This window comes from Nocardioides sp. NPDC057577 (assembly GCF_042801335.1).
GTDB lineage: Bacteria > Actinomycetota > Actinomycetes > Propionibacteriales > Nocardioidaceae > Nocardioides.
On record NZ_JBHVGB010000008.1, the window covers coordinates 24,954 to 42,623 of the forward strand.

A 17,670-nucleotide genomic window follows, 5' to 3' on the forward strand; every position below is an offset into this window, starting at 1 on the left:
CCTCGGCCGACGCGAGTGACGCCTCGGCAGGAGGGTCAGCCGCGGAGAGCGGAGGCGAGGTAGGTGAGGCGGGGGTGGTCGGAAGTGGGGAAGGCCGAGACGACGGCCTTCGCGCCCACCGCGACCTTCCAGTACGTCGCGCCGGCGACGACGAGGAAGTCGGCCTTGGACGAGCCATCGCCAGACAAGGGCGTAGTGATCAGCTCGGGCACGCCGAAGGCGCGGAGGGCGGCGATGACCGGGGAGTCCTCCTCGAGGGCCGCGCGGGCTGCGGCGACGAGGCCCTCGTGCGCATCCGGGATCGCCACCACCCGCAGGGTCTGGATGCGTGGCTCGGCCTCCGGGGAGAGCATGACCTCGATGTCGTAACGGCCCTTCTCCGCCGGCACCACGGCCAGCGCGACGCCCATCGCGCGCCCGAAGTAGCCGTAGGGCGCGCCGCCGAGCGGCAGCCCGACCTTCGCGCGCGCCTGGGTGATCTGGACGCGCCGGGCGGCGTCGGGGGCGTCGAGCTCGACGTTGTCGGCGAACAGCGACGGCAGCGCGAAGACCTCCGGACCCGCCGGGTCGAACGTACGCAGCCGCTCGACCGCGACCTCCAGCGCCGAGTCGAGCCGCGGACGCAGGCCCTTGACCACCGTCGAGAACCGGTGCGGACCACCGTCGGCGAGCTCGTCCGACACCAGCGAACGCAGCGCGGTCATCGCGGTCACCCCGGCACCGGCGTAGGTGCTGTTGGACAGCGTGATCACACCGAGACCGGACGCGGGGTGCCAGACCATCCGCGAGCCGTAGCCGGGGTAGCCGCCGGAGTGGTGGACGAACTGCCCGAGCCGGCTGTCGTGGTCGACCATGAGGCCGTAGCCGTAGCCCACGGCGACCGCCCTGATCCCGGCCTCAGGCCCGGAGAGCTCCACCGACGAGGACACCCCGCCGAACCGGTTCAGCTGCTGCATCTCCCGCCGCGACGCCTTCGACAGCGGGTGCCCGTCGACCTCAGCGGAGAAGGCCGACACGAACCCACCGACCCAGCGCGCCAGGTCGGCGACCGAGGAGTGCATGCCGCCCATCGCCGCGAACGACCCCGACGCCACCGGCGGCACCTCCGTCCAGGTCGGCGGGCCCGACAACCGGTCCCCCGCCCACGCCGGGTGCAGCGGCGGCACATGACCAGGCACCCGATTCGGAACGGCGGACGGCGAGTAGGCCGAGGAGGTCATCCCCAGCGGCGCCAGCAGCTCGTGCTCGATGAAGTCCCGGTTGGCTCCCTCGGGAGAGGAACCACCGACGACGTTCTCGATCGCGCGCCCGAGCAGCGCATAGCCGAGGTTGGAGTATTCGAACCCGACCCCCGGCTCCTGTCCGGTCGAGAAGCCTCCGTCGAGGAACGTCCCGAAGTCGTCGTACGACAACGACTCCTGCCGGTCGCCCCACGGGTCGTCGGTCGGCAGCCCGGCCGACATCGAGAGCAGCAGCCGCAGCGTCACCGCCGGCGAGTCGGCGGAGTAGGGCGCTTGGTCGACGAGCTCGGGTACGTACTGCGCGATCGCCTCGTCCAGGTCGACCAGCCCGCGGTCGCGCAGCAGCAGCACCGCGGCCGCCGTGAACGACTTCGACATCGACGCGATCCGGAAGACGCTCTCCGCGGTCGGCGCCGGGCCACCGTCCCGGACCGCACCGAAGGCTCCGGAGTGGAGCAGCTCGGAGCCGCGTACGACCCCATAGGCCAGCCCCGGAGTCAGGTTCTCCTCGAAGCGCTGCTGGAAGAGCTCGTCGACGACAGAGAGGTTCATACGCGCGTTCCTTCGGTGGCAGGTTGCTCGACGCGTTGCAGCCTAACCACCGACGGCACCGAGAGCGCGGCAAGGCAGACCGCGGCGTAGAGCACGCCGCTGACCAGGAAGACCGGGCGCTCCCCGAACCAGCCCGCCAACGGCCCGTAGAGCAGCTGTCCGACCGGCATCGCGAGGAACGAGCCGAGCGCGTCGTAGGAGTAGGCACGCGAGAGCATCTCGCCGGGAACGTTCTCCTGCATCGCGAGGCTCCAGCCGAGACTGAAGATCTCGATCCCGGCGCCGGCGACGGCCATCGCCACGATGAGCGGCAGCGTCTCCGGCCACAGCGCGAGCGCGAAGAAGGGCAGCGAGAACGCCATGATCCCGAACATCCCCGCTCGCAACGGGCGCCGGATCGTGGCGCGCATCAGCACGATGGTCATGATGAGCATCCCCGCCGCGAGCGCCGAGTTGGCCAGGCCCCAGCCCTCGACGCCGAGCGATGAGGACTTGGCGTACGCGGGGCCCAGCACGTTCAGACCGCCGGACTGGATCGCGTTGAGGACCATGAAGGCGACCACCACGACCCACAGCCAGGTGGTGCTGCGGAAGTACGTCCACCCCGCCCGCAGATCCTCGAGAGCCGAGGTCTTCTCCTCGTCTGCCGGGCGCGGCGGGATCCGCACCGGGAGCAGGAAGAGCGCCGCGAGCAGCCAGGTCAGAGCGTCGACCGCCAGCGCCCAGCCGGCACCGACGCCGACCACGAGAGCGGCCGCGACCGACGGGCCCAGGACCGTCAGCGTGCCGCGCGACATCGAGAGCAGCAGGTTGGCCGGTTGCAGGTCCTTCTTCGCCACGAGCTGCGGCACCATCCCCTGCATCGCCGGGAAGGCCATCGCCATCGTGGTGCCGTTCATCGCCTGCAGGACGACCAGATGCCAGATCTCCGCGTGCCCGGTGATGACCAGCGCTGCCGCGGCCGCCTGGGTCAAGGCCGAGGCCACGTTGCTCAGCTGCAGCACCAGCCGCCGCGGGAACCGGTCGGCGATCACCCCTCCGACCAGCAGGAACACGACCATCGGGATGGTGTGCGCGGCGACCACGTAGCCCAGCGCCGAGGCCGAGTCGGTCACCTCCAGCACCGCGAACGCGAGCGCCACGTGCGACATCGAGGACCCGGCGAGGTTCACGAACCGCGAGGCGAAGAACCATCCGAAGTCGCGATCCTTGAGGACGAAGAGGCTCTCCCGGATGCTCACCGGCGCAGTCTGTCGCTCGACCGCGTCGACGTCCAACGGGTTTTCGGATGCGGTTCGCATCGCGACTAAACCGATAATGGCGCCCGTGCGTCACTCAGGCGTGAGCCGAAAAGAGTTCTCCGACTTCTACGTCGGTGCCAAGGACCGCTGCCTGCGTGCGGCGATCGCGACCGGCATGGACCCAGGGCGAGCCGAGGAAGCGATCGCCGAGGCCTTCGCGCGCGCCTGGTCGCGCTGGCCGACGGTCAGACTGGCCAGTTCTCCGGCGGCATGGGTGGTGCGCACCGCGATCAACGTCGACATCTCCTGGTGGCGCAAGCGCCGCCGCGAGCTGATCGTTCCCGAAACTCCCGAAGAGCTCCCCCGCCACGGATCCGACGACAACGGCCACGACCTGTTGGATGCCATACGCCGGCTGCCACCGCGTCAACGCCAGGTGATTGCGCTGCGCTACTTCCTCGACCTCGATGCCGAGACGACCGCCCACGAGCTCGGGATCGCTCGCGGCACCGTCTCCGCCACGCTCCACCACGCCCTCAAGGCCCTGCGGCTGCAGCTGTCCGACACCGAAGGGATGCTGTCATGAACGACATCGAGACCTTGCTGCGCAACAGCGGTCGCCAGACCCTGGACGTACCTGCCGACGAGATCCTGCGCCGGGGGGATCGGATGCGCCGCCGCCGTCGCGTGGCGAAGGCGGCCACCGCGGTCGCCGCCTTCTCGATCGCCGGCGTCATGGCGTATGTCGCGATCCCCGATCGGCTGATCGACTCCGACATCGCCACTCCCGAGCCGTCGAGGTCGGCTGCACCTCAGCAGAAGACTCCGATCGGCTGGTCCGGCGAGCCGACCAACCTCACGCCCGAGGAACTCGACGAGCTGAGCAAGCGATGCCTGAAGACCGCCTGGGACGACATGGACTTTCGCTACGCCTACGCGCCCGACGCGAACAATGCCATCGACCCCGATGAGATCGAGGAGATCCCTGCAGGCACCTGGCCCTTCCTCGCCGAGAAGCGTGGCGCGACGGCGATGGCGATCTTCGACGGCCGCGACTACGAGGTGACCTGCTCGACGACGTACGACCCCGACCGGAGCGCTGACAGCGGACCAGACCTCGCGGGGGCCTCCGGCATACCCGAGATCTGGGGCGCCTTCGCGCAGACCGGGCCGTGGGAGGACTTCTACCGTGGTGGCGCCGGCGATGGCACGGAGTTCCGTCTTCCCCTCCCTGCGGGGATGGACGTCGCCAAGGTGGTCTTCATCTCGAGCGGGGAGGAGATCCCGGCCACCATCGTCAACGGCGTGGCGGTCGCCTGGACCGACCACGAGGTTGCCGTCGCGTCGGCGAGCTTCCGCGCCTATGACGCCGACGGCGATCTGGTCTACCCCGGGCGGGGTGACGCGGTGCGGGAACCGCCGGTGACCGAATGGACCGAGACCGCTGAGGGAGTCCGGGTGACCCGATCGCTCGGCAACGAGACGGTGGAGTCCGCCTGGTTCTGGGTCGGCAAGCAGCGGTTCGACGCGACCATCACCGAGGACAACGTCGCAGTCGCGCTGATCCCGACCGGGAGGCTCACCACGGATCAGCTGGACAAGCTCCAGATCCAGGGCCGCTCCGCCGACGGCCTCTATCTGAGGGGCTGCCGCGGAAAGCCCTGCGGTCCTTAGGACCTGGCGGCGACGTACGTCTCCGCCTTGCCCCGCGGCTTGTCCCCGAGCCCCTCGATCCCGATGAGGCTCGGGAGCAGGCTGCGGTCGGTGGTGAGGGCCCGGAACAGGGTCGAGACGGTGATGTCGTGGTCGGGGCGGTGGACGACGACGATCTCGTCACCGGCCTGCAGCTCGCCCTCCTCGAGGACCCGCAGGTAGGGCCCGGGGCGCCCCTCAGCGGTGAACCGCTTGACCCAACGGCCGTCGTCGTACCCCGAGACACCCATCCAGTTCTTGAAGTCGTTGCACGGCGTACGCACGCTGCAGACCTGCAGCAGCACCGTCCCGATCCGCCATTGCTCCCCCACCAGGGCCTCGTTGATGTCGATCCCCTCGGTGGTGAGGTTCTCGGCGAACTGGCCGTCGCGCAGCGTCACGCCCAGGCGGGTGCCCCACGCATCGAGGTCCTCGCGGGCGAAGGCGTAGACGGCCTGCTCCTCGCCGCCGTGGTGGCGGCGGTCGGTCTGGGTGTCGGTGACGATGCCCTCCCTGCCGACCGTCACCGGCCCAGGCGTCGCCAGCTTCTCCATCGAGGTGGCGCCCACCTCCGCCCACTCCGCGGGCTTGGACTGACCGATGTTCACGCTTCGCACGATGGGCACGGAGCGATTCTCCCCCGGCACGCGACGGCGGTCGAACGGGTTTCAGTCCTGGACCGCCTTGGTCACCGAGACCATCGCGGTGATCCACTCCTTGTCAGGCGCCTGGTTGTCCTCGACCTCGTCCTTGACGTTGACCATCAAGCGCAGCACCGTCCAGGCGCGGGCCCGGTCCTCGTCGAGCTCGGCGGCGTCGACGAGGGCGAAGAACCGGTCGCGTACGCCGTCCCGGATCCGCCCTGCATACTCCTCGAAGCGATTCCAGAGCATCGGCGCGAGCTCGTAGTGCGGGTCGCCGGAGAGAGGCTTCGGGTCGATGACCAGCCACTCCTCACGATCGCCACGCAGGACGTTCTCGTAGTGGAGATCGGTGTGGATCAGCGTCCCGTCGGTCGCCTCGTCGGCAGCGAAGTCGCGAGCGATCGACCGGGCCTGCTCGACCATCCGCGGGGGCACCGGCAGCCGACGCTCGCCGAGCTCGCTCGCCCAGCGCGCGGCCTGCGCCGACAACGTACGCAGCTGCGGCGGAGCCGGGAGGTGCAGCTGCCGGTAGAACCCGCCCACGATCTCGCACGCCTGCACGTCCCACATCTCCGTGAGGTCCGAAGGATGCAGCCGTTCGAGCAGCAGCGCGAACCGCTTCGGGTCCGCCCGCAGCAGGCGTACGGCACCCTGACCGCCCCACACCTGCAGCGCCAGCGCCTCGTGCTCGGCCTCCCAGTGCGGCCAGCCGACCTTCAGCACCGCGATCTCGCCCTCGGCGGTGCGGACCGGAAGCACGACCGCGCAGCTGCCATGGACCGACGGTCCGTCGACGGTCAGCGCCCACTCCTCGACCAGGTCGCGCAACAGCCCCGGGAGGTCGTCGAGCCACGCCGCCCACGACGGCCCGTTGGCGGCCAGGGCCAGGAAGGAGTCCGGGACGAGGGTCACGGCCGCAACCCTACTGACGCGACTTCTAATGGGCTTCCCAACGCCGAGCGGATCGGGCAGGTTGAGGCCATGTCACTTCCAGAGTCGATGGGGACCCGAGGTGTTCCCTACCCGCCCGAGCGCTACGACGGCGAGGCCGGTGAGGTCTCGGCGTTCCACCGTCCCGACAAGACCGCTCCCGACCTCGAGTATCCCAACGGGGTGAAGGTCGACTATCTCGCCACCGGCGCGACGACCGCGGGCGACTACGGGCTCTACCGCTGGCACTTCGGCCCCAACGAGACCGGCCCCGGGCCCCACTTCCACCGTGCCGTGGCCGAGTCGTTCTACGTGCTGACCGGGACCGTGCGGATCTACAACGGCGAGGAGTGGATCCCGGCCGGTGCCGGCGACTTCGTGCACGTGCCGGTCGGCGGGCTGCACGGCTTCCGCAACACCACCGACGAGCCCGCCTCGATGCTGCTCCACTTCACCCCGGGCGCGCCGCGGGAGGGCTACTTCGAGGGGCTGCGCGAGCTGGCCGAAGGCACCGAGCTCGGTCCGGACGAGATGGCCGAGTTCTACAAGCTCCACGACAACTACTGGGTCGACTGAGCGACCTTCAGGGCCTCGATCCCCATCCGGACGATCGGGCTGGTGGAGTCGGCTCCGATCGCGGGGTCGTCCAGCGCGACCCAGGCGGCGAAGTCGGTGGTTCCGTCGACCTCCAGCGTCCCCAGCTCGCCCCCGACGATCCGTGCCTCGAAGACCACCCGGGTGGACTGGTAGGGCCGGCGACCGGGGTCGAACGGCACCACGAACACGTCGGTCGTCAGCGGAGCCCCGACCTCGACGTCGTAGCCGGTCTCCTCCTTGACCTCGCGCACGACCGCGGCGGGCATCTGCTCGCCGTAGTCGACGCCGCCGCCCGGCAGCGTCCAGCCCGGGTCGTTGCGGTGGTTTCCGTTGAACCAGCTCAGCAGGATCCGCCCCGCGTCGTCGACGATGACGGCGTACGCCGCCACCCGAGTGTCGTAGTCGGTGAAGTGCATCACCGCGAGACTAGCGCGGTCCAGCCGAAAGTCAGTCGAAGACGAAGGCGGTCGCGTCCTTCGGGAACGAGGTCCAGGCCCGGATGCGCCGTGGATGCACCGCCGGCGCGCCCTCGATGTAGTGCTTGGCCTCGAAGACGTTCTCGCCGTACTCGGGATACTTCGCGTTCAGCAGCCTCGCGATCTCCTCGGCGACCTCCGGCGCGAACCTCGACTCCCTCACCTCGCCCTCGACGACGACCAGCTTCCACGGATCCGGCAGGTTCACCGTCACCTTCGGATGCTCGGCCGCGAGCCGCCGGTGCAGCGTCTCGGGGCTGCCGCCGTAGACCAGCTCGTCCTCGAACCAGATCCCGTCCAGCGGCGTCACGTGCGGACTCCGCCCCGGCCTCTCGAACGCGAACCAGAACTGCTTCGCCTCGACCAGGCGCTGACGTACGTCCTCCCACGCCAGCAGCTCGCTCGGCGTGCCGTATCCCTCCGGAAACCGGATCTGTTCTGTACGCATGTGCCTCACTCAACCACCGCCCGCCCCCGGCCGACCCGACCGTTCTTGCGCAGCTGTGATGAACTGGCCGGCATGCAATTTCGGGCTGCACCCTTGATCGTCCTGATCGCTGCCACGTCGGCCTGCGGGGCTGGTTCGGGGCCGGTGACCACGGACGCGCCGACGCCGTTCTCGGCGTCGGCCACCTCGACACCGGACGGGTTCACCGCGGCCGAGTGTCCGGGGATGGTCGGCGACAGGCGGGTGATCCTGAAGCTGGACGTGCCGGAGGAGTTCGAGTCGGAGTCCACCGCTCCCAGCGACCAGACCCCCGACGGCCAGTGCACCTGGCACACCTCCGAGGACCGCTTCTTCAGCGTCGAGATCGGCGAGAAGGAGTCGCTCGCGGACCTGAACGACGAACTGAAGGAGTACGAGGACATCGGCGGTGACGACGAGGTCAAGGACGTCACCTACGACTCACCGGCCGACGCCTTCGGCGACCTGGCGGGCGAGCGGCTCAGCTGGTGGTCCTACTCCGACGGCATGCCGGCCGACTGCGTCCACGTCCAGGCCGACGGCATCCGCGTGTTCTGGCAGAACCCCGACGACATCGACCAGCGGCTCGACGACCTCGACGTCGTCCTCGACAGCATCGAGCTCATCCACTCCTGACCCGGCTCTCGACCGGCGCCGCAGCGGCTCGCCTGCCGCTCGCGATGATCAGCACCACGAGCATCACGGGCACGATCACCGTCCACGAGGTGGGGAGCAACCCGGCTGCGCACCCGATCGTCGTCAGCACGAATCCTGGCCTCGGCCGTCGAGGCAGCAGGAGCGTCCCGGCCAGGACCAGCGACCCACCTCCGACGAGGGTGCCGAACCAGAACAGGAGACCGCCGTCGCCGCTGCGTACGACTCGAACGGTCTCCGCCGCTCCCGCCGCGAGGAGCAGACAGCCGAGGAACAACCCGTACCACCAGATCCAGCCGCGCCGCTTCATCATCGGGCCTCCTCGCGCCACACGATTCCGAGCAGAGCATCAGCCGGCACGTCCCCGACGATCCGCAGGCTCACCGTGTGCGCCTCCTCGGGCGTCAGGACGAGTCCTGGCCCGCCGTCACCGAGGATCAGCCCCGTCTCGGGCCGGCCGTCGACGTAGACCTGCACCTCCTGGCTGCCCGAACCCGATGTGTACCAGTCCACCTCGACAGGGAGAGCCCGGGAGGAGTAGGTCGAGGAGAGGACCCGAGTGCCCGGCATGGACTCCTCCCGCCTGACCAGGCGGAACTCGCTTCCGCCATCCATCTCGAGTGCCTGAACCTGGTGGCCGGCAACCGTGGCCGCGGGCTCGGGAAGCCGGTAGACGGCAGCGCCGATCTGTCCGTCCGCGGGTGGCGCCTTCGCTCTCCCGGACGTGCTGGTCAGCCAGAGCCGAAGCGTGTGCGTGCCCTCCTGCGGATACTCCGGCCCGAGCTGGTAGGAGATCCAGCGGCCCGAGAGGAGCTCCACGTCGCAGGGCAGCTGGCCGGGCTCGCCGTCGTCCAGCGACAGGTGCAGCGTGTAGCCACTGCCGACTCCACGGCAGACCGCCCTCCACTCGGTGTTGCGGGAGGCCTCGGCGGTGAACGAGAGCTCGCTCCTCCCGGTGGCGATCTCGGAGTCGATCAAGGTCCGGCCCGCGTACGTCCCCACGAACGGCCCGTTCGAGGGCACCGGCCTCACGACCGGTGCCGTCCGGTCGAACGGGTTCGCGCCGAGCGAGGCCATCACCGCCACCGGAACCACGATCACCGCGACCGCAGCCACGACCAGCGCCCGACGGAGCCGGATCGTCGCGGCCCTGCGACGGACAGCCGGACCACGACCGAGGACCGTGTCGTCCTCGATCGCCGCGGCATGTTCCCGCAGCGTCTCCTGAAGCTGTTCGATGCTCATCGGGCCACCTCCCCGTGCGTCTCCTCGGCCAGCGCGCCGTCGAGGCGCAGCTTGGCCAACCCCTTCACCCGCTGGCTCTTCACGGTGCCGACCGAGCAGCCGAGCAGGCGGGCCGTCTCCGCCTCGCTGAGATCCTCCATGTATCGCAGCACGATCACCGCCCGCTGCTTCGCCGGAAGCCTCCCCAGCGCCGCCCACAGGTCGTGGGTCTCCGCACGGTCCTCGTCGTACCCGGCCTCCGGCAGCTCAGGCGTCGGGCGCTCGCCGTTCCACCGGCGCCGCCACCAGGTGGCGTAGGTGTTGACGAGGATCTTGTTCACGTACGCGACCGGGTCGCTCTCGATCCGCGACCAGGACAGCCACGCCTTGACCAGCGCCGTCTGCAGCAGGTCCTCGGCGCGCCCGCGGTCGTGGGTCAGCAGGTAGGCGGTCCGCAGCAGCCGCGTGGAGCAGGACGCCACGAAGTCGTCGAACTCCCGAGCAGCCCCGGCCTTGCTCTCCTTGCCCGAGACCTGGATGGCATCCACGTCCCCTCCCCGCTCGGCGCCTCCGACGAGGTGCCTCTATCAAGGACGACCAGGTCGCCCCCGGGAAAGGTTGTCCACCACCGAGCGTAGAACGTGGCGGGGTCAGGCCGCGAGTGTGTGATCGGGGAGTACGGCCGATCGGGGTGGCAGTCGAAGCAAGGGTCGGCGGCGACCCTTCAACGACTCCTGATCCAATGATCAGGCGGCACATCCACCCGCCCGGGGACCGCCTCGGTGGTCTCGGTCCATTCCGCCCCCCACGCCTCGGTAGCGACCCGCGGCCAGAACGACCTGGCGGCGGTGTTGTCGTGCTGGAACGGGATGGCCCACAGCCCAGGGTGCCGGCTGATGACGTCGAGCGCGAATGAACGGCCAAGACCGTCACGGCGGGCAGCGGGCACGACGAAGAACGCCTGCATCAACCGCTCGTCGCGGCTCAGCTCCGGGTCGGGGAGCAGGCCCCGGACCAGCGCGAACCCGATCGGCGCGGGTTCACCGGTGTTCGGGTGGGGCGCCCACGCCAGATAGCCGCTGCGATCCGGCGCCGGGTAGGCGTCTAGCCATTCGTGGCGGTAGCGGCCGTCGGGCAGCGGGAACCCGTTGACGACCGTCCCGAGATCGTGACGGAAGTCCTGCCACAGCCACGCGACGATCGACCACTGGTCGTCGCCGACGGGCAGAACCTCGTACGTCACTTCTTGTCGGAGGCCTGAGTGGTGGAGAGAGCGGCGACGAAGGCTTCCTGGGGGACCTCGACGCGACCGACCATCTTCATCCGCTTCTTGCCCTCCTTCTGCTTCTCCAGCAGCTTGCGCTTACGCGAGATGTCGCCGCCGTAGCACTTGGCGAGGACGTCCTTGCGGATGGCGCGGATGGTCTCGCGCGCGATCACGCGGGCGCCGATCGCGGCCTGGATCGGCACTTCGAACTGCTGGCGCGGGATGAGCTCCTTGAGCTTGCCGGCCATCATCACGCCGTAGTTGTACGCGGCGTCGCGGTGGACGATCGCGGAGAACGCGTCGACGGGCTCGCCCTGGAGCAGGATGTCGACCTTGACCAGGTCGGCCGCCTGATCGCCGCTGAACTCGTAGTTCAGCGAGGCGTACCCCTTCGTCGAGGACTTGAGCTGGTCGAAGAAGTCGAAGGCGATCTCGCCCATGGGGAGGACGTAGCGCATCTCGACGCGGTCCTCGGAGAGGTAGTCCATGCCGCCGAGCGTGCCGCGCTTCCTCTGGCACAGCTCCATGATCGTGCCGATGTAGTCGGACGGCGAGAGGATCGTGGCATTGACGACCGGCTCGCGCACCTCGCGGATCTTGCCCTCGGGGAACTCCGAGGGGTTGGTGACGATGTGCTCGGAGCCGTCCTCCATGATCACGTCGTAGACCACGTTGGGAGCCGTCGAGATGAGGTCGAGGTTGAACTCGCGCTCGAGACGGTCGCGGGTGATCTCCATGTGCAGCAGGCCGAGGAACCCGACGCGGAAGCCGAAGCCGAGCGCGCCCGACGTCTCCGGCTCGTAGGTCAGGGCAGCGTCGTTGAGCTGAAGCTTGTCGAGCGCCTCGCGCAGCACCGGGTACTGGTCGCCGTCGATCGGGTAGAGCCCCGCGAAGACCATCGGGTTGGGGTGGGAGTAGCCGCCGAGCATCTCCTTGGCCGGGCGGTTGTTGCCGGTGACGGTGTCACCCACCCGCGACTGGCGTACGTCCTTCACGCCGGTGATCAGGTAACCGGTCTCGCCGACGCCGATGTGGTCGGCCTTGACCGGCTCCGGGCTGATCACGCCGAGCTCGAGCATCTCGTGGACCGCGCCGGTCGACATCATCTTGATCTTGTCGCGGTGGGTCAGCTTGCCGTCGAAGACCCGGACGTAGGTCACCACGCCGCGGTAGGTGTCGTAGACGGAGTCGAAGATCAGCGCCCGCGCCGGGGCGTCCGGGTCGCCCACCGGCGGCGGGGTCTCGGAGACGATGTGGTTGAGCAGGTCCTCGACGCCGAGCCCGGTCTTGGCCGAGACCTTGAGCACGTCCTCCGGCTCGCAGCCGACCAGGTTGGCCAGCTCCAGGGCGTACTTCTCGACGTTGGCCGAGGGCAGGTCGATCTTGTTGAGCACCGGGATGATGTGCAGGTCGGCACCCATCGCCAGGTATAGGTTGGCGAGGGTCTGCGCCTCGATGCCCTGCGCCGCGTCGACGAGCAGGATCGCCGCCTCGCACGCCTGCAGCGACCGAGACACCTCGTAGGTGAAGTCGACGTGACCGGGGGTGTCGATCATGTTCAGCACGAACGTCTTGTCGGCATCGTCGCCCTCGGTGACCGTCCACGGCATCCGCACGGCCTGGGACTTGATCGTGATCCCGCGCTCGCGCTCGATGTCCATCCGGTCGAGGTACTGCGCCCGCGCGGCACGCTCGTCGACCACGCCGGTCAGCTGCAGCATCCGGTCGGCCAACGTCGACTTGCCGTGGTCGATGTGGGCGATGATGCAGAAGTTGCGGATGATCGCCGGATCAGTGGAGCCGGGCTGTGGCGCGGAGTGAGTCACAGGCTGCTTTCGTAGATGCTCAAGAACGGGGGCGGGTACGTCACCGCCTATTGTCCCACGCTCAGTACTGATGGAACCAAAGCGGCAGCTGAACCGACTCGCCCGGGCAGGTCACGTTGCGATCGCGGCCGTCCTCGAGCCACTGCACCATCACCGCCGCACCGCCCTGGAACATCCACTCGCCACCGCACCGCTCCAGGGCCGCGGCCCGCGATGCCTCGCCCGCCGGGCGCCACTCGGGCAGCTGCAGCTGCAGGTCGCCGACGATCGGCGTCCACAGGCCCTCGATCGAGTAGACCCCGACCCGCTTCCCGGCGTCCTGATAGCCGGCCAGGGCGCCCTTGACCACCGCCTGGTTGGCCTCGATGTCGTCGGACCACTCCCAGACCGCGACCGGCTCGACGTCGACCCAGACCGAGGGCGACTCCAGACCGGCGCGCTTCATCTCCTCGAGATTCCACACCGCCTGCTGATAGCCGACGTTGGTCAGTCGGCCGATCTTCGTGTCCGGGTCGCCCGGCCCTTCGCCGCCGTACTGACGGATCGTGGCGGCACGGGGATAGGAGGTGACCGCATAGGCCGAGGTCATCACCTTGTTCTTCTTCGCCCACTCGACCTGCGTGGCCAGGCACGGGTTGGGGGTGAACGCCGGCCCGTTGGTGAGGCCGATGACCACGTACTCCGCCGAGTCGAGCGGCATCGGCAGCCCCAGCGTCCGACGCTCCTTGATGCCCATCCCCTCGGGACACTGCGGCCAGCTCATGTCACCACCCTCGACGATCCCGCGATCATCAGCGGGTGGGACGGATGGGATCTCGAGCGACTCCGGCGCGCGTGGTGGCGGGCTCGGCGACGTCTCGGTCTCCGGACTCGCGAGCATCGACGGCGAGGCGGACCCCGCGTCGGCCGGGGGCTCGGTGGCGCAGCCGAACAGCACCGGCGCTACCAGGAGCAGCACAGCGGCGTACACGTTCCTTCTTGCCCACATCACCGCAGATACTGCCACCCGCATCCCAGCGGGTCACACCTGCGCGAAATCGTCGCCCATCACCGGCCGGATCTCGATCGGTTCGCCGAGGACCGCGACGATCCGCGACACGATGTCGATGGCGCGCTCCTGGCTGGTCACGTCGATGACCGCGAAGCTCGCCAGCACCTCCTTCAGCTCGGCGAACGGGCCGTCGGTCGCTACCGGACCGTTCTCGCCCGGCCGGACCGTGACCGAGACCGCCGGGTGCCCCAGCCCCTCGGTGCTGACCAGCTCGCCGCTGGCCACCAGCTCCTGCTCGAACTTCTGGTACTCCGCGAACGCCGCGAACGCCTCCTCGGAGGCGGTCTCGGACGGATCCCACGCGTCGGCGGGCGTGTAGCCCAGCATCAGGTATTTCATGCCTCGAAAACTAGTCCCCGAAACTAGGCTCTGTGGGGATGACCGGACCAGCGGCGCTCGAGGACCTCCTGCGGACCGAGGCGCCGTACGTCCTGAGCGCCCTGGTCCGCCGCTTCGGCCGGTTCGAGGCCGCCGAGGACGCGGTCCAGGAGGCGCTGCTGGACGCCAGCGCCCAGTGGGCGCGCGACGGCGTTCCGGAGAACCCGCGCTCGTGGCTGACCAGGATCGGCTACCGGCGGATGGTGGATCTGCTCCGCTCCGAGCAGGCGGCCCATCGCCGCGAGCTCCAGGTGGGGATCGCCGAGGCGGTCACGCCGGCGGGCCCGGCGGCGGGGACCGACGACAGCCTGACGCTGTTGCTGCTGTGCTGTCATCCGGCGCTGTCGCGGACTGGGCAGGTGGCGCTCACGCTGCGCGCCGTGGGCGGGCTGACGACGGCCGAGATCGCCCATGCGCACGGCGTTCCGGAGAACACCATGGGCACCCGGATCAGCCGGGCGAAGCAGACGCTGCGGAAGACAGGCGCCCGGTTCACGCCGCCTGGGGAGGCCGAGCGCGCCGATCGGATAGATGCCGCGCTCGACGTTCTCTACCTCGTTTTCAACGAGGGCTACATCGCCACTGCCGGCTCCGAGCTGGGCCGGGTCGACCTGGCGCACGAGTCGATCCGGCTGACCCGGATGCTCGCCCGGATCGCTCCCGGCGAGCCCGAGGTCGCCGGTCTGCTCGCGCTGATGCTGCTCACCGAGGCACGCCGGCCGGCGCGCACCGACCCGGATCTCGGCCTGGTGCCGCTGGCCGTGCAGGACCGCTCCCGCTGGGATCGCGCGCTGATCGAGGAGGGGCTGGCCGTGCTGGAGGAGGTGTGGGGCCGGAGGGATCCGGGGCCGTTCCTCCTTCAGGCTGCGATCGCTGCCGTCCATGCCCACGCGGAGTCCGCCGCGGACACCGACTGGCGCGAGATCCTCGGCCTCTATCTGCTGCTGGAACGTACGCAGCCGACCGCACCGGTCCGCCTGGGCCGCGTGGTCGCGGCGGCTCACGCGTTCGGTCCGGTGGTCGGCCTGCAACTGCTGGACGAGCTCGACGCCGAGCACGGCCTCGCCGGCGATCCACTGACCGCGCAGCGCGTCCTGGCAGTGCGTGCGCACCTGCTGGACCAGCGGCGCGATCCCTCCGCAGCCGCCCAGTTCCGGGCCGCTGCGGAGCTGACCGCCAACGAGGCCGAGCGCGACTACCTGCTCCGGCGCGCGGATCAGGCCCGCGTCATCGTCGACTCGTAGCCGCCCTGGCCGGCGTAGTCCCACTCGCCGGTCATGACGTCACCGGTCTCGTCGAAGGTGCCGACGAACTTGACCGGCGAGCCCTTCTCCCCTCCCCAGATGATGAGGGTGTCGCCGTCGAGCTCGTAGACGTAGTCGAGGGTGGCGCCGGTGTTGTCGTAGTAGCGCGAGTGCACGTCGGCGCTGGGCTCCTCACCGAACGGGCGCAGGTTGCCGATCACCTCGATCCCGGTCGTGACCTGGCCGTACTGCTCCAGGCGTACGTCCTGCAGCAGGAAGTAGCCGCCTTCCATCCAGCGGTAGGTCACCTCGCCGTCCGCGCCGCCGGTCACCTTCCAAGTGCCGATGAGCCGGTCCAGGGCTCGAACGCCGGGGCTCGGTGCGGGCAGTGCGGGCATGGCGTACTCGTCGTTCATGATCTCGCTCCTCGTGTGCGGCCGGCGTCTCCGGCCTTCACCCCTCTCTCGGAGCCCGCCTGGCGATCTCGACATCCGGGTGAAAGAAACTCTTCTTTCACCCGGAGCCGGCATCCATCGCGTACGTGTTCACCGACACGACCCGCGGAACTCACCGGTCGTTCCGCCGGGATCGGCAGGTTTGGGTCATGACCCCACTCAACCGCCGCTCCGTCCTCGGCCTCGGTGCCGCCGCCGGTGTCGGACTCGTCATCCCCACGACCGCAGCGACCGCCCACGCCGCCGTCCCCACCTCCGCCCCCGCGTTCGTCCGCGGCAACCGCCCGAACCTCACCCATGGCGTCCAGTCCGGCGACGTCGGCGCCCGAGGCGGCGTCCTGTGGAGCCGTGCGGACAAGACCTCGCGCCTGGTCGCGGAGATCTCGGCCGACGAGTCCTTCCGCCGCGCCCGTCCGGTCAACGGTCCCGTCGTGACCGCGAGGAGCGACTTCACCGGGGAGCTGAAGGTCAACGGCCTCGAGGCGGGGCGCGACTACTTCTACCGGATCCGTGCCGTCGACGCCGACGACCCGCGCCGCGGCAGCGCCTGGGAGCTGGGCCGTCTCCGCACGGCGCCGAACAAGCGTCAGGACATCCGGTTCCTGTGGTCCGGCGACATCGCCGGCCAGGGCTGGGGCGCCAACCCCGACTTCGGTGGCTTCCGGATCGCGCCGGCGATGGCGGCGCGCGAGGCCGACTTCTTCCTGAGCTCGGGTGACAACGTCTACGCCGACGGCCCGCTCACCTCGACCGTGACGCTTCCCGACGGTCGGGTCTGGAACAACATCGTCACCGAGGAGAAGGACAAGGTCGCCGAGACGCTGACCGAGTTCCGCGGGCAGTACGCCTACAACCTGCTCGCCGACAACTGGCGCGCCTTCCTCGCCCAGACGCCGATCGTGGCGCAGTGGGACGACCACGAGGTCACCAACAACTGGTACCCGGGCGAGATCCTCCCCGACGACGGCCGCTACACCGAGCGCCGCGTGGACGTCCTCGCGGCCCGCGCCAAGCAGGCCTTCCACGAGTACATCCCCGTCGGCGACGCCTCCCCCGACCCGGACGGCCGGATCTACCGCAAGCTCTCCTACGGCCCGCTGATGGACCTCTTCGTCCTCGACATGCGCACCCACAAGGACGCCAACACGACCAACGCCGAGACGAGCGCCGACGGCGGTGTCCTCGGCGAGCGCCAGACCCGCTGGCTGCTGCGCGAGCTGGCCGCCTCCCGCGCCACCTGGAAGGTCATCGCGGCCGACCTGCCGATCGGCCTGGTCGTCCCTGACGGCACCCTGCAGGAGGGCATCTCCCAGGGCGACGGCGGCGCCCCGCTCGGCCGCGAGCTCGACATCGCCAAGGTCCTGAACGGGCTCAAGCGCCTCGGCATCCGCAACCACGTCTGGCTCACCGCCGACGTCCACTACACGGCGGCGCACTCCTACCACCCCGACCGCGCCGCCTACCAGGACTTCGACCCGTTCTGGGAGTTCGTCTCCGGTCCGCTCAACGCCGGCGCCTTCGGCCCCAACAAGCTGGACGCGACCTTCGGTCCGGCCGCCGAGTTCGTGGCCGCTCCCCCGGCCGCCAACACCTCGCCCGCCGACGGCTTCCAGTTCTTCGGCGAGGTCGAGATCGACGGGCGTACGCAGCAGCTCACGGTTACCCTCCGGGACATCGACGGCGGTGCTCTTTTTACGAAGACGCTGGACCCGAGTTTCCGTTAGGGTCTGCG

20 protein-coding genes are annotated in these 17,670 nt (G+C 69.6%); 6 read left to right on the forward strand and 14 right to left on the reverse strand.

The window, feature by feature from the left end:
- Window positions 1–35: 35 nt before the first annotated feature.
- Together ACFU7D_RS02950 and ACFU7D_RS02955 are read right to left on the reverse strand one after the other, a co-directional pair.
- Window positions 36–1,793 carry a serine hydrolase domain-containing protein gene (locus ACFU7D_RS02950; RefSeq protein ID WP_378863079.1) on the reverse strand — a complete coding sequence of 586 codons (1,758 nt, stop codon included), beginning with the start codon at window positions 1,791–1,793 and terminating at the stop codon, window positions 36–38.
- The gene (locus ACFU7D_RS02955) at window positions 1,790–3,094 is read right to left on the reverse strand and encodes an MFS transporter (protein ID WP_378863082.1); all 1,305 of its coding nucleotides are present in this window, start codon (window positions 3,092–3,094) and stop codon (window positions 1,790–1,792) included. The genes ACFU7D_RS02950 and ACFU7D_RS02955 overlap by 4 nt, the downstream gene beginning before the upstream one ends.
- 25 nt (window positions 3,095–3,119) lie before the next feature.
- Between ACFU7D_RS02955 and ACFU7D_RS02960 the strand changes: the two genes are divergently transcribed.
- Both ACFU7D_RS02960 and ACFU7D_RS02965 read left to right on the forward strand, forming a co-directional pair.
- Window positions 3,120–3,620 carry a sigma-70 family RNA polymerase sigma factor gene (locus ACFU7D_RS02960; protein ID WP_378863085.1) on the forward strand — a complete coding sequence of 167 codons (501 nt, stop codon included), beginning with the start codon at window positions 3,120–3,122 and terminating at the stop codon, window positions 3,618–3,620.
- A complete protein-coding gene (locus tag ACFU7D_RS02965) occupies window positions 3,617–4,708 on the forward strand; it encodes a hypothetical protein (protein ID WP_378863088.1) in 1,092 nt (363 codons plus the stop codon). Before ACFU7D_RS02960 ends, ACFU7D_RS02965 begins: the two co-directional genes overlap by 4 nt.
- Here the strand turns inward: ACFU7D_RS02965 and ACFU7D_RS02970 are convergent.
- Both ACFU7D_RS02970 and ACFU7D_RS02975 read right to left on the reverse strand, forming a co-directional pair.
- Complete coding sequence (locus tag ACFU7D_RS02970) at window positions 4,705–5,352, reverse strand: MOSC domain-containing protein (protein WP_378863091.1); 648 nt, start codon at window positions 5,350–5,352, stop codon at window positions 4,705–4,707. The genes ACFU7D_RS02965 and ACFU7D_RS02970 overlap by 4 nt on opposite strands.
- A 42-nt stretch (window positions 5,353–5,394) precedes the next feature.
- Complete coding sequence (locus ACFU7D_RS02975) at window positions 5,395–6,282, reverse strand: aminoglycoside phosphotransferase family protein (RefSeq protein WP_378863094.1); 888 nt, start codon at window positions 6,280–6,282, stop codon at window positions 5,395–5,397.
- A gap of 69 nt (window positions 6,283–6,351) precedes the next feature.
- Between ACFU7D_RS02975 and ACFU7D_RS02980 the strand changes: the two genes are divergently transcribed.
- A complete protein-coding gene (locus ACFU7D_RS02980; protein ID WP_378727714.1) occupies window positions 6,352–6,876 on the forward strand; it encodes a cupin domain-containing protein in 525 nt (174 codons plus the stop codon).
- Here ACFU7D_RS02980 and ACFU7D_RS02985 read toward each other — a convergent pair.
- Together ACFU7D_RS02985 and ACFU7D_RS02990 are read right to left on the reverse strand one after the other, a co-directional pair.
- Window positions 6,861–7,313 (reverse strand): NUDIX hydrolase, encoded by a 453-nt coding sequence (locus ACFU7D_RS02985; protein WP_378863097.1) that lies wholly within the window; start codon window positions 7,311–7,313, stop codon window positions 6,861–6,863. The genes ACFU7D_RS02980 and ACFU7D_RS02985 overlap by 16 nt on opposite strands.
- A gap of 31 nt (window positions 7,314–7,344) precedes the next feature.
- Window positions 7,345–7,821 (reverse strand): pyridoxamine 5'-phosphate oxidase family protein, encoded by a 477-nt coding sequence (locus tag ACFU7D_RS02990; RefSeq protein WP_378727716.1) that lies wholly within the window; start codon window positions 7,819–7,821, stop codon window positions 7,345–7,347.
- Window positions 7,822–7,965: 144 nt separating this feature from the next.
- On the opposite strand from ACFU7D_RS02990, the gene ACFU7D_RS02995 reads away from it, so the two are divergent.
- Window positions 7,966–8,475 carry a hypothetical protein gene (locus tag ACFU7D_RS02995; protein ID WP_378863100.1) on the forward strand — a complete coding sequence of 170 codons (510 nt, stop codon included), beginning with the start codon at window positions 7,966–7,968 and terminating at the stop codon, window positions 8,473–8,475.
- Here the strand turns inward: ACFU7D_RS02995 and ACFU7D_RS03000 are convergent.
- The 7 genes from ACFU7D_RS03000 to ACFU7D_RS03030 all read right to left on the reverse strand — a co-directional run bounded on the left by ACFU7D_RS03000 (window position 8,462) and on the right by ACFU7D_RS03030 (window position 14,200).
- The gene (locus ACFU7D_RS03000) at window positions 8,462–8,806 is read right to left on the reverse strand and encodes a hypothetical protein (protein ID WP_378863103.1); all 345 of its coding nucleotides are present in this window, start codon (window positions 8,804–8,806) and stop codon (window positions 8,462–8,464) included. The two genes, ACFU7D_RS02995 and ACFU7D_RS03000, sit on opposite strands and share 14 nt — an antisense overlap.
- Entirely contained in the window at window positions 8,803–9,738 is a 936-nt protein-coding gene (locus tag ACFU7D_RS03005; protein WP_378863106.1) for a hypothetical protein, read from the reverse strand. The genes ACFU7D_RS03000 and ACFU7D_RS03005 overlap by 4 nt, the downstream gene beginning before the upstream one ends.
- Window positions 9,735–10,265: a SigE family RNA polymerase sigma factor gene (locus ACFU7D_RS03010; protein WP_378863109.1), complete on the reverse strand. Its 531-nt coding sequence runs from the start codon at window positions 10,263–10,265 to the stop codon at window positions 9,735–9,737. The genes ACFU7D_RS03005 and ACFU7D_RS03010 overlap by 4 nt, the downstream gene beginning before the upstream one ends.
- Window positions 10,266–10,441: 176 nt before the next feature.
- The gene (locus tag ACFU7D_RS03015; protein WP_378863112.1) at window positions 10,442–10,960 is read right to left on the reverse strand and encodes a GNAT family N-acetyltransferase; all 519 of its coding nucleotides are present in this window, start codon (window positions 10,958–10,960) and stop codon (window positions 10,442–10,444) included.
- Window positions 10,957–12,810, reverse strand: a complete 1,854-nt coding sequence (gene lepA, locus ACFU7D_RS03020; RefSeq protein WP_378863115.1) for a translation elongation factor 4 — start codon at window positions 12,808–12,810, stop codon at window positions 10,957–10,959. The genes ACFU7D_RS03015 and lepA overlap by 4 nt, the downstream gene beginning before the upstream one ends.
- Window positions 12,811–12,871: 61 nt before the next feature.
- Window positions 12,872–13,780 (reverse strand): hypothetical protein, encoded by a 909-nt coding sequence (locus tag ACFU7D_RS03025; RefSeq protein WP_378863118.1) that lies wholly within the window; start codon window positions 13,778–13,780, stop codon window positions 12,872–12,874.
- Between the two features lie 51 nt (window positions 13,781–13,831).
- A complete protein-coding gene (locus ACFU7D_RS03030; RefSeq protein WP_378863121.1) occupies window positions 13,832–14,200 on the reverse strand; it encodes a YciI family protein in 369 nt (122 codons plus the stop codon).
- A gap of 38 nt (window positions 14,201–14,238) precedes the next feature.
- On the opposite strand from ACFU7D_RS03030, the gene ACFU7D_RS03035 reads away from it, so the two are divergent.
- Window positions 14,239–15,483: an RNA polymerase sigma factor gene (locus ACFU7D_RS03035; RefSeq protein ID WP_378863124.1), complete on the forward strand. Its 1,245-nt coding sequence runs from the start codon at window positions 14,239–14,241 to the stop codon at window positions 15,481–15,483.
- On the opposite strand, the gene ACFU7D_RS03040 is transcribed toward ACFU7D_RS03035, so the two are convergent.
- Window positions 15,456–15,899 (reverse strand): hypothetical protein, encoded by a 444-nt coding sequence (locus ACFU7D_RS03040; RefSeq protein ID WP_378863127.1) that lies wholly within the window; start codon window positions 15,897–15,899, stop codon window positions 15,456–15,458. The two genes, ACFU7D_RS03035 and ACFU7D_RS03040, sit on opposite strands and share 28 nt — an antisense overlap.
- 188 nt (window positions 15,900–16,087) lie before the next feature.
- Between ACFU7D_RS03040 and ACFU7D_RS03045 the strand changes: the two genes are divergently transcribed.
- The gene (locus tag ACFU7D_RS03045) at window positions 16,088–17,662 is read left to right on the forward strand and encodes an alkaline phosphatase D family protein (RefSeq protein ID WP_378863130.1); all 1,575 of its coding nucleotides are present in this window, start codon (window positions 16,088–16,090) and stop codon (window positions 17,660–17,662) included.
- Window positions 17,663–17,670 lie beyond the last annotated feature (8 nt).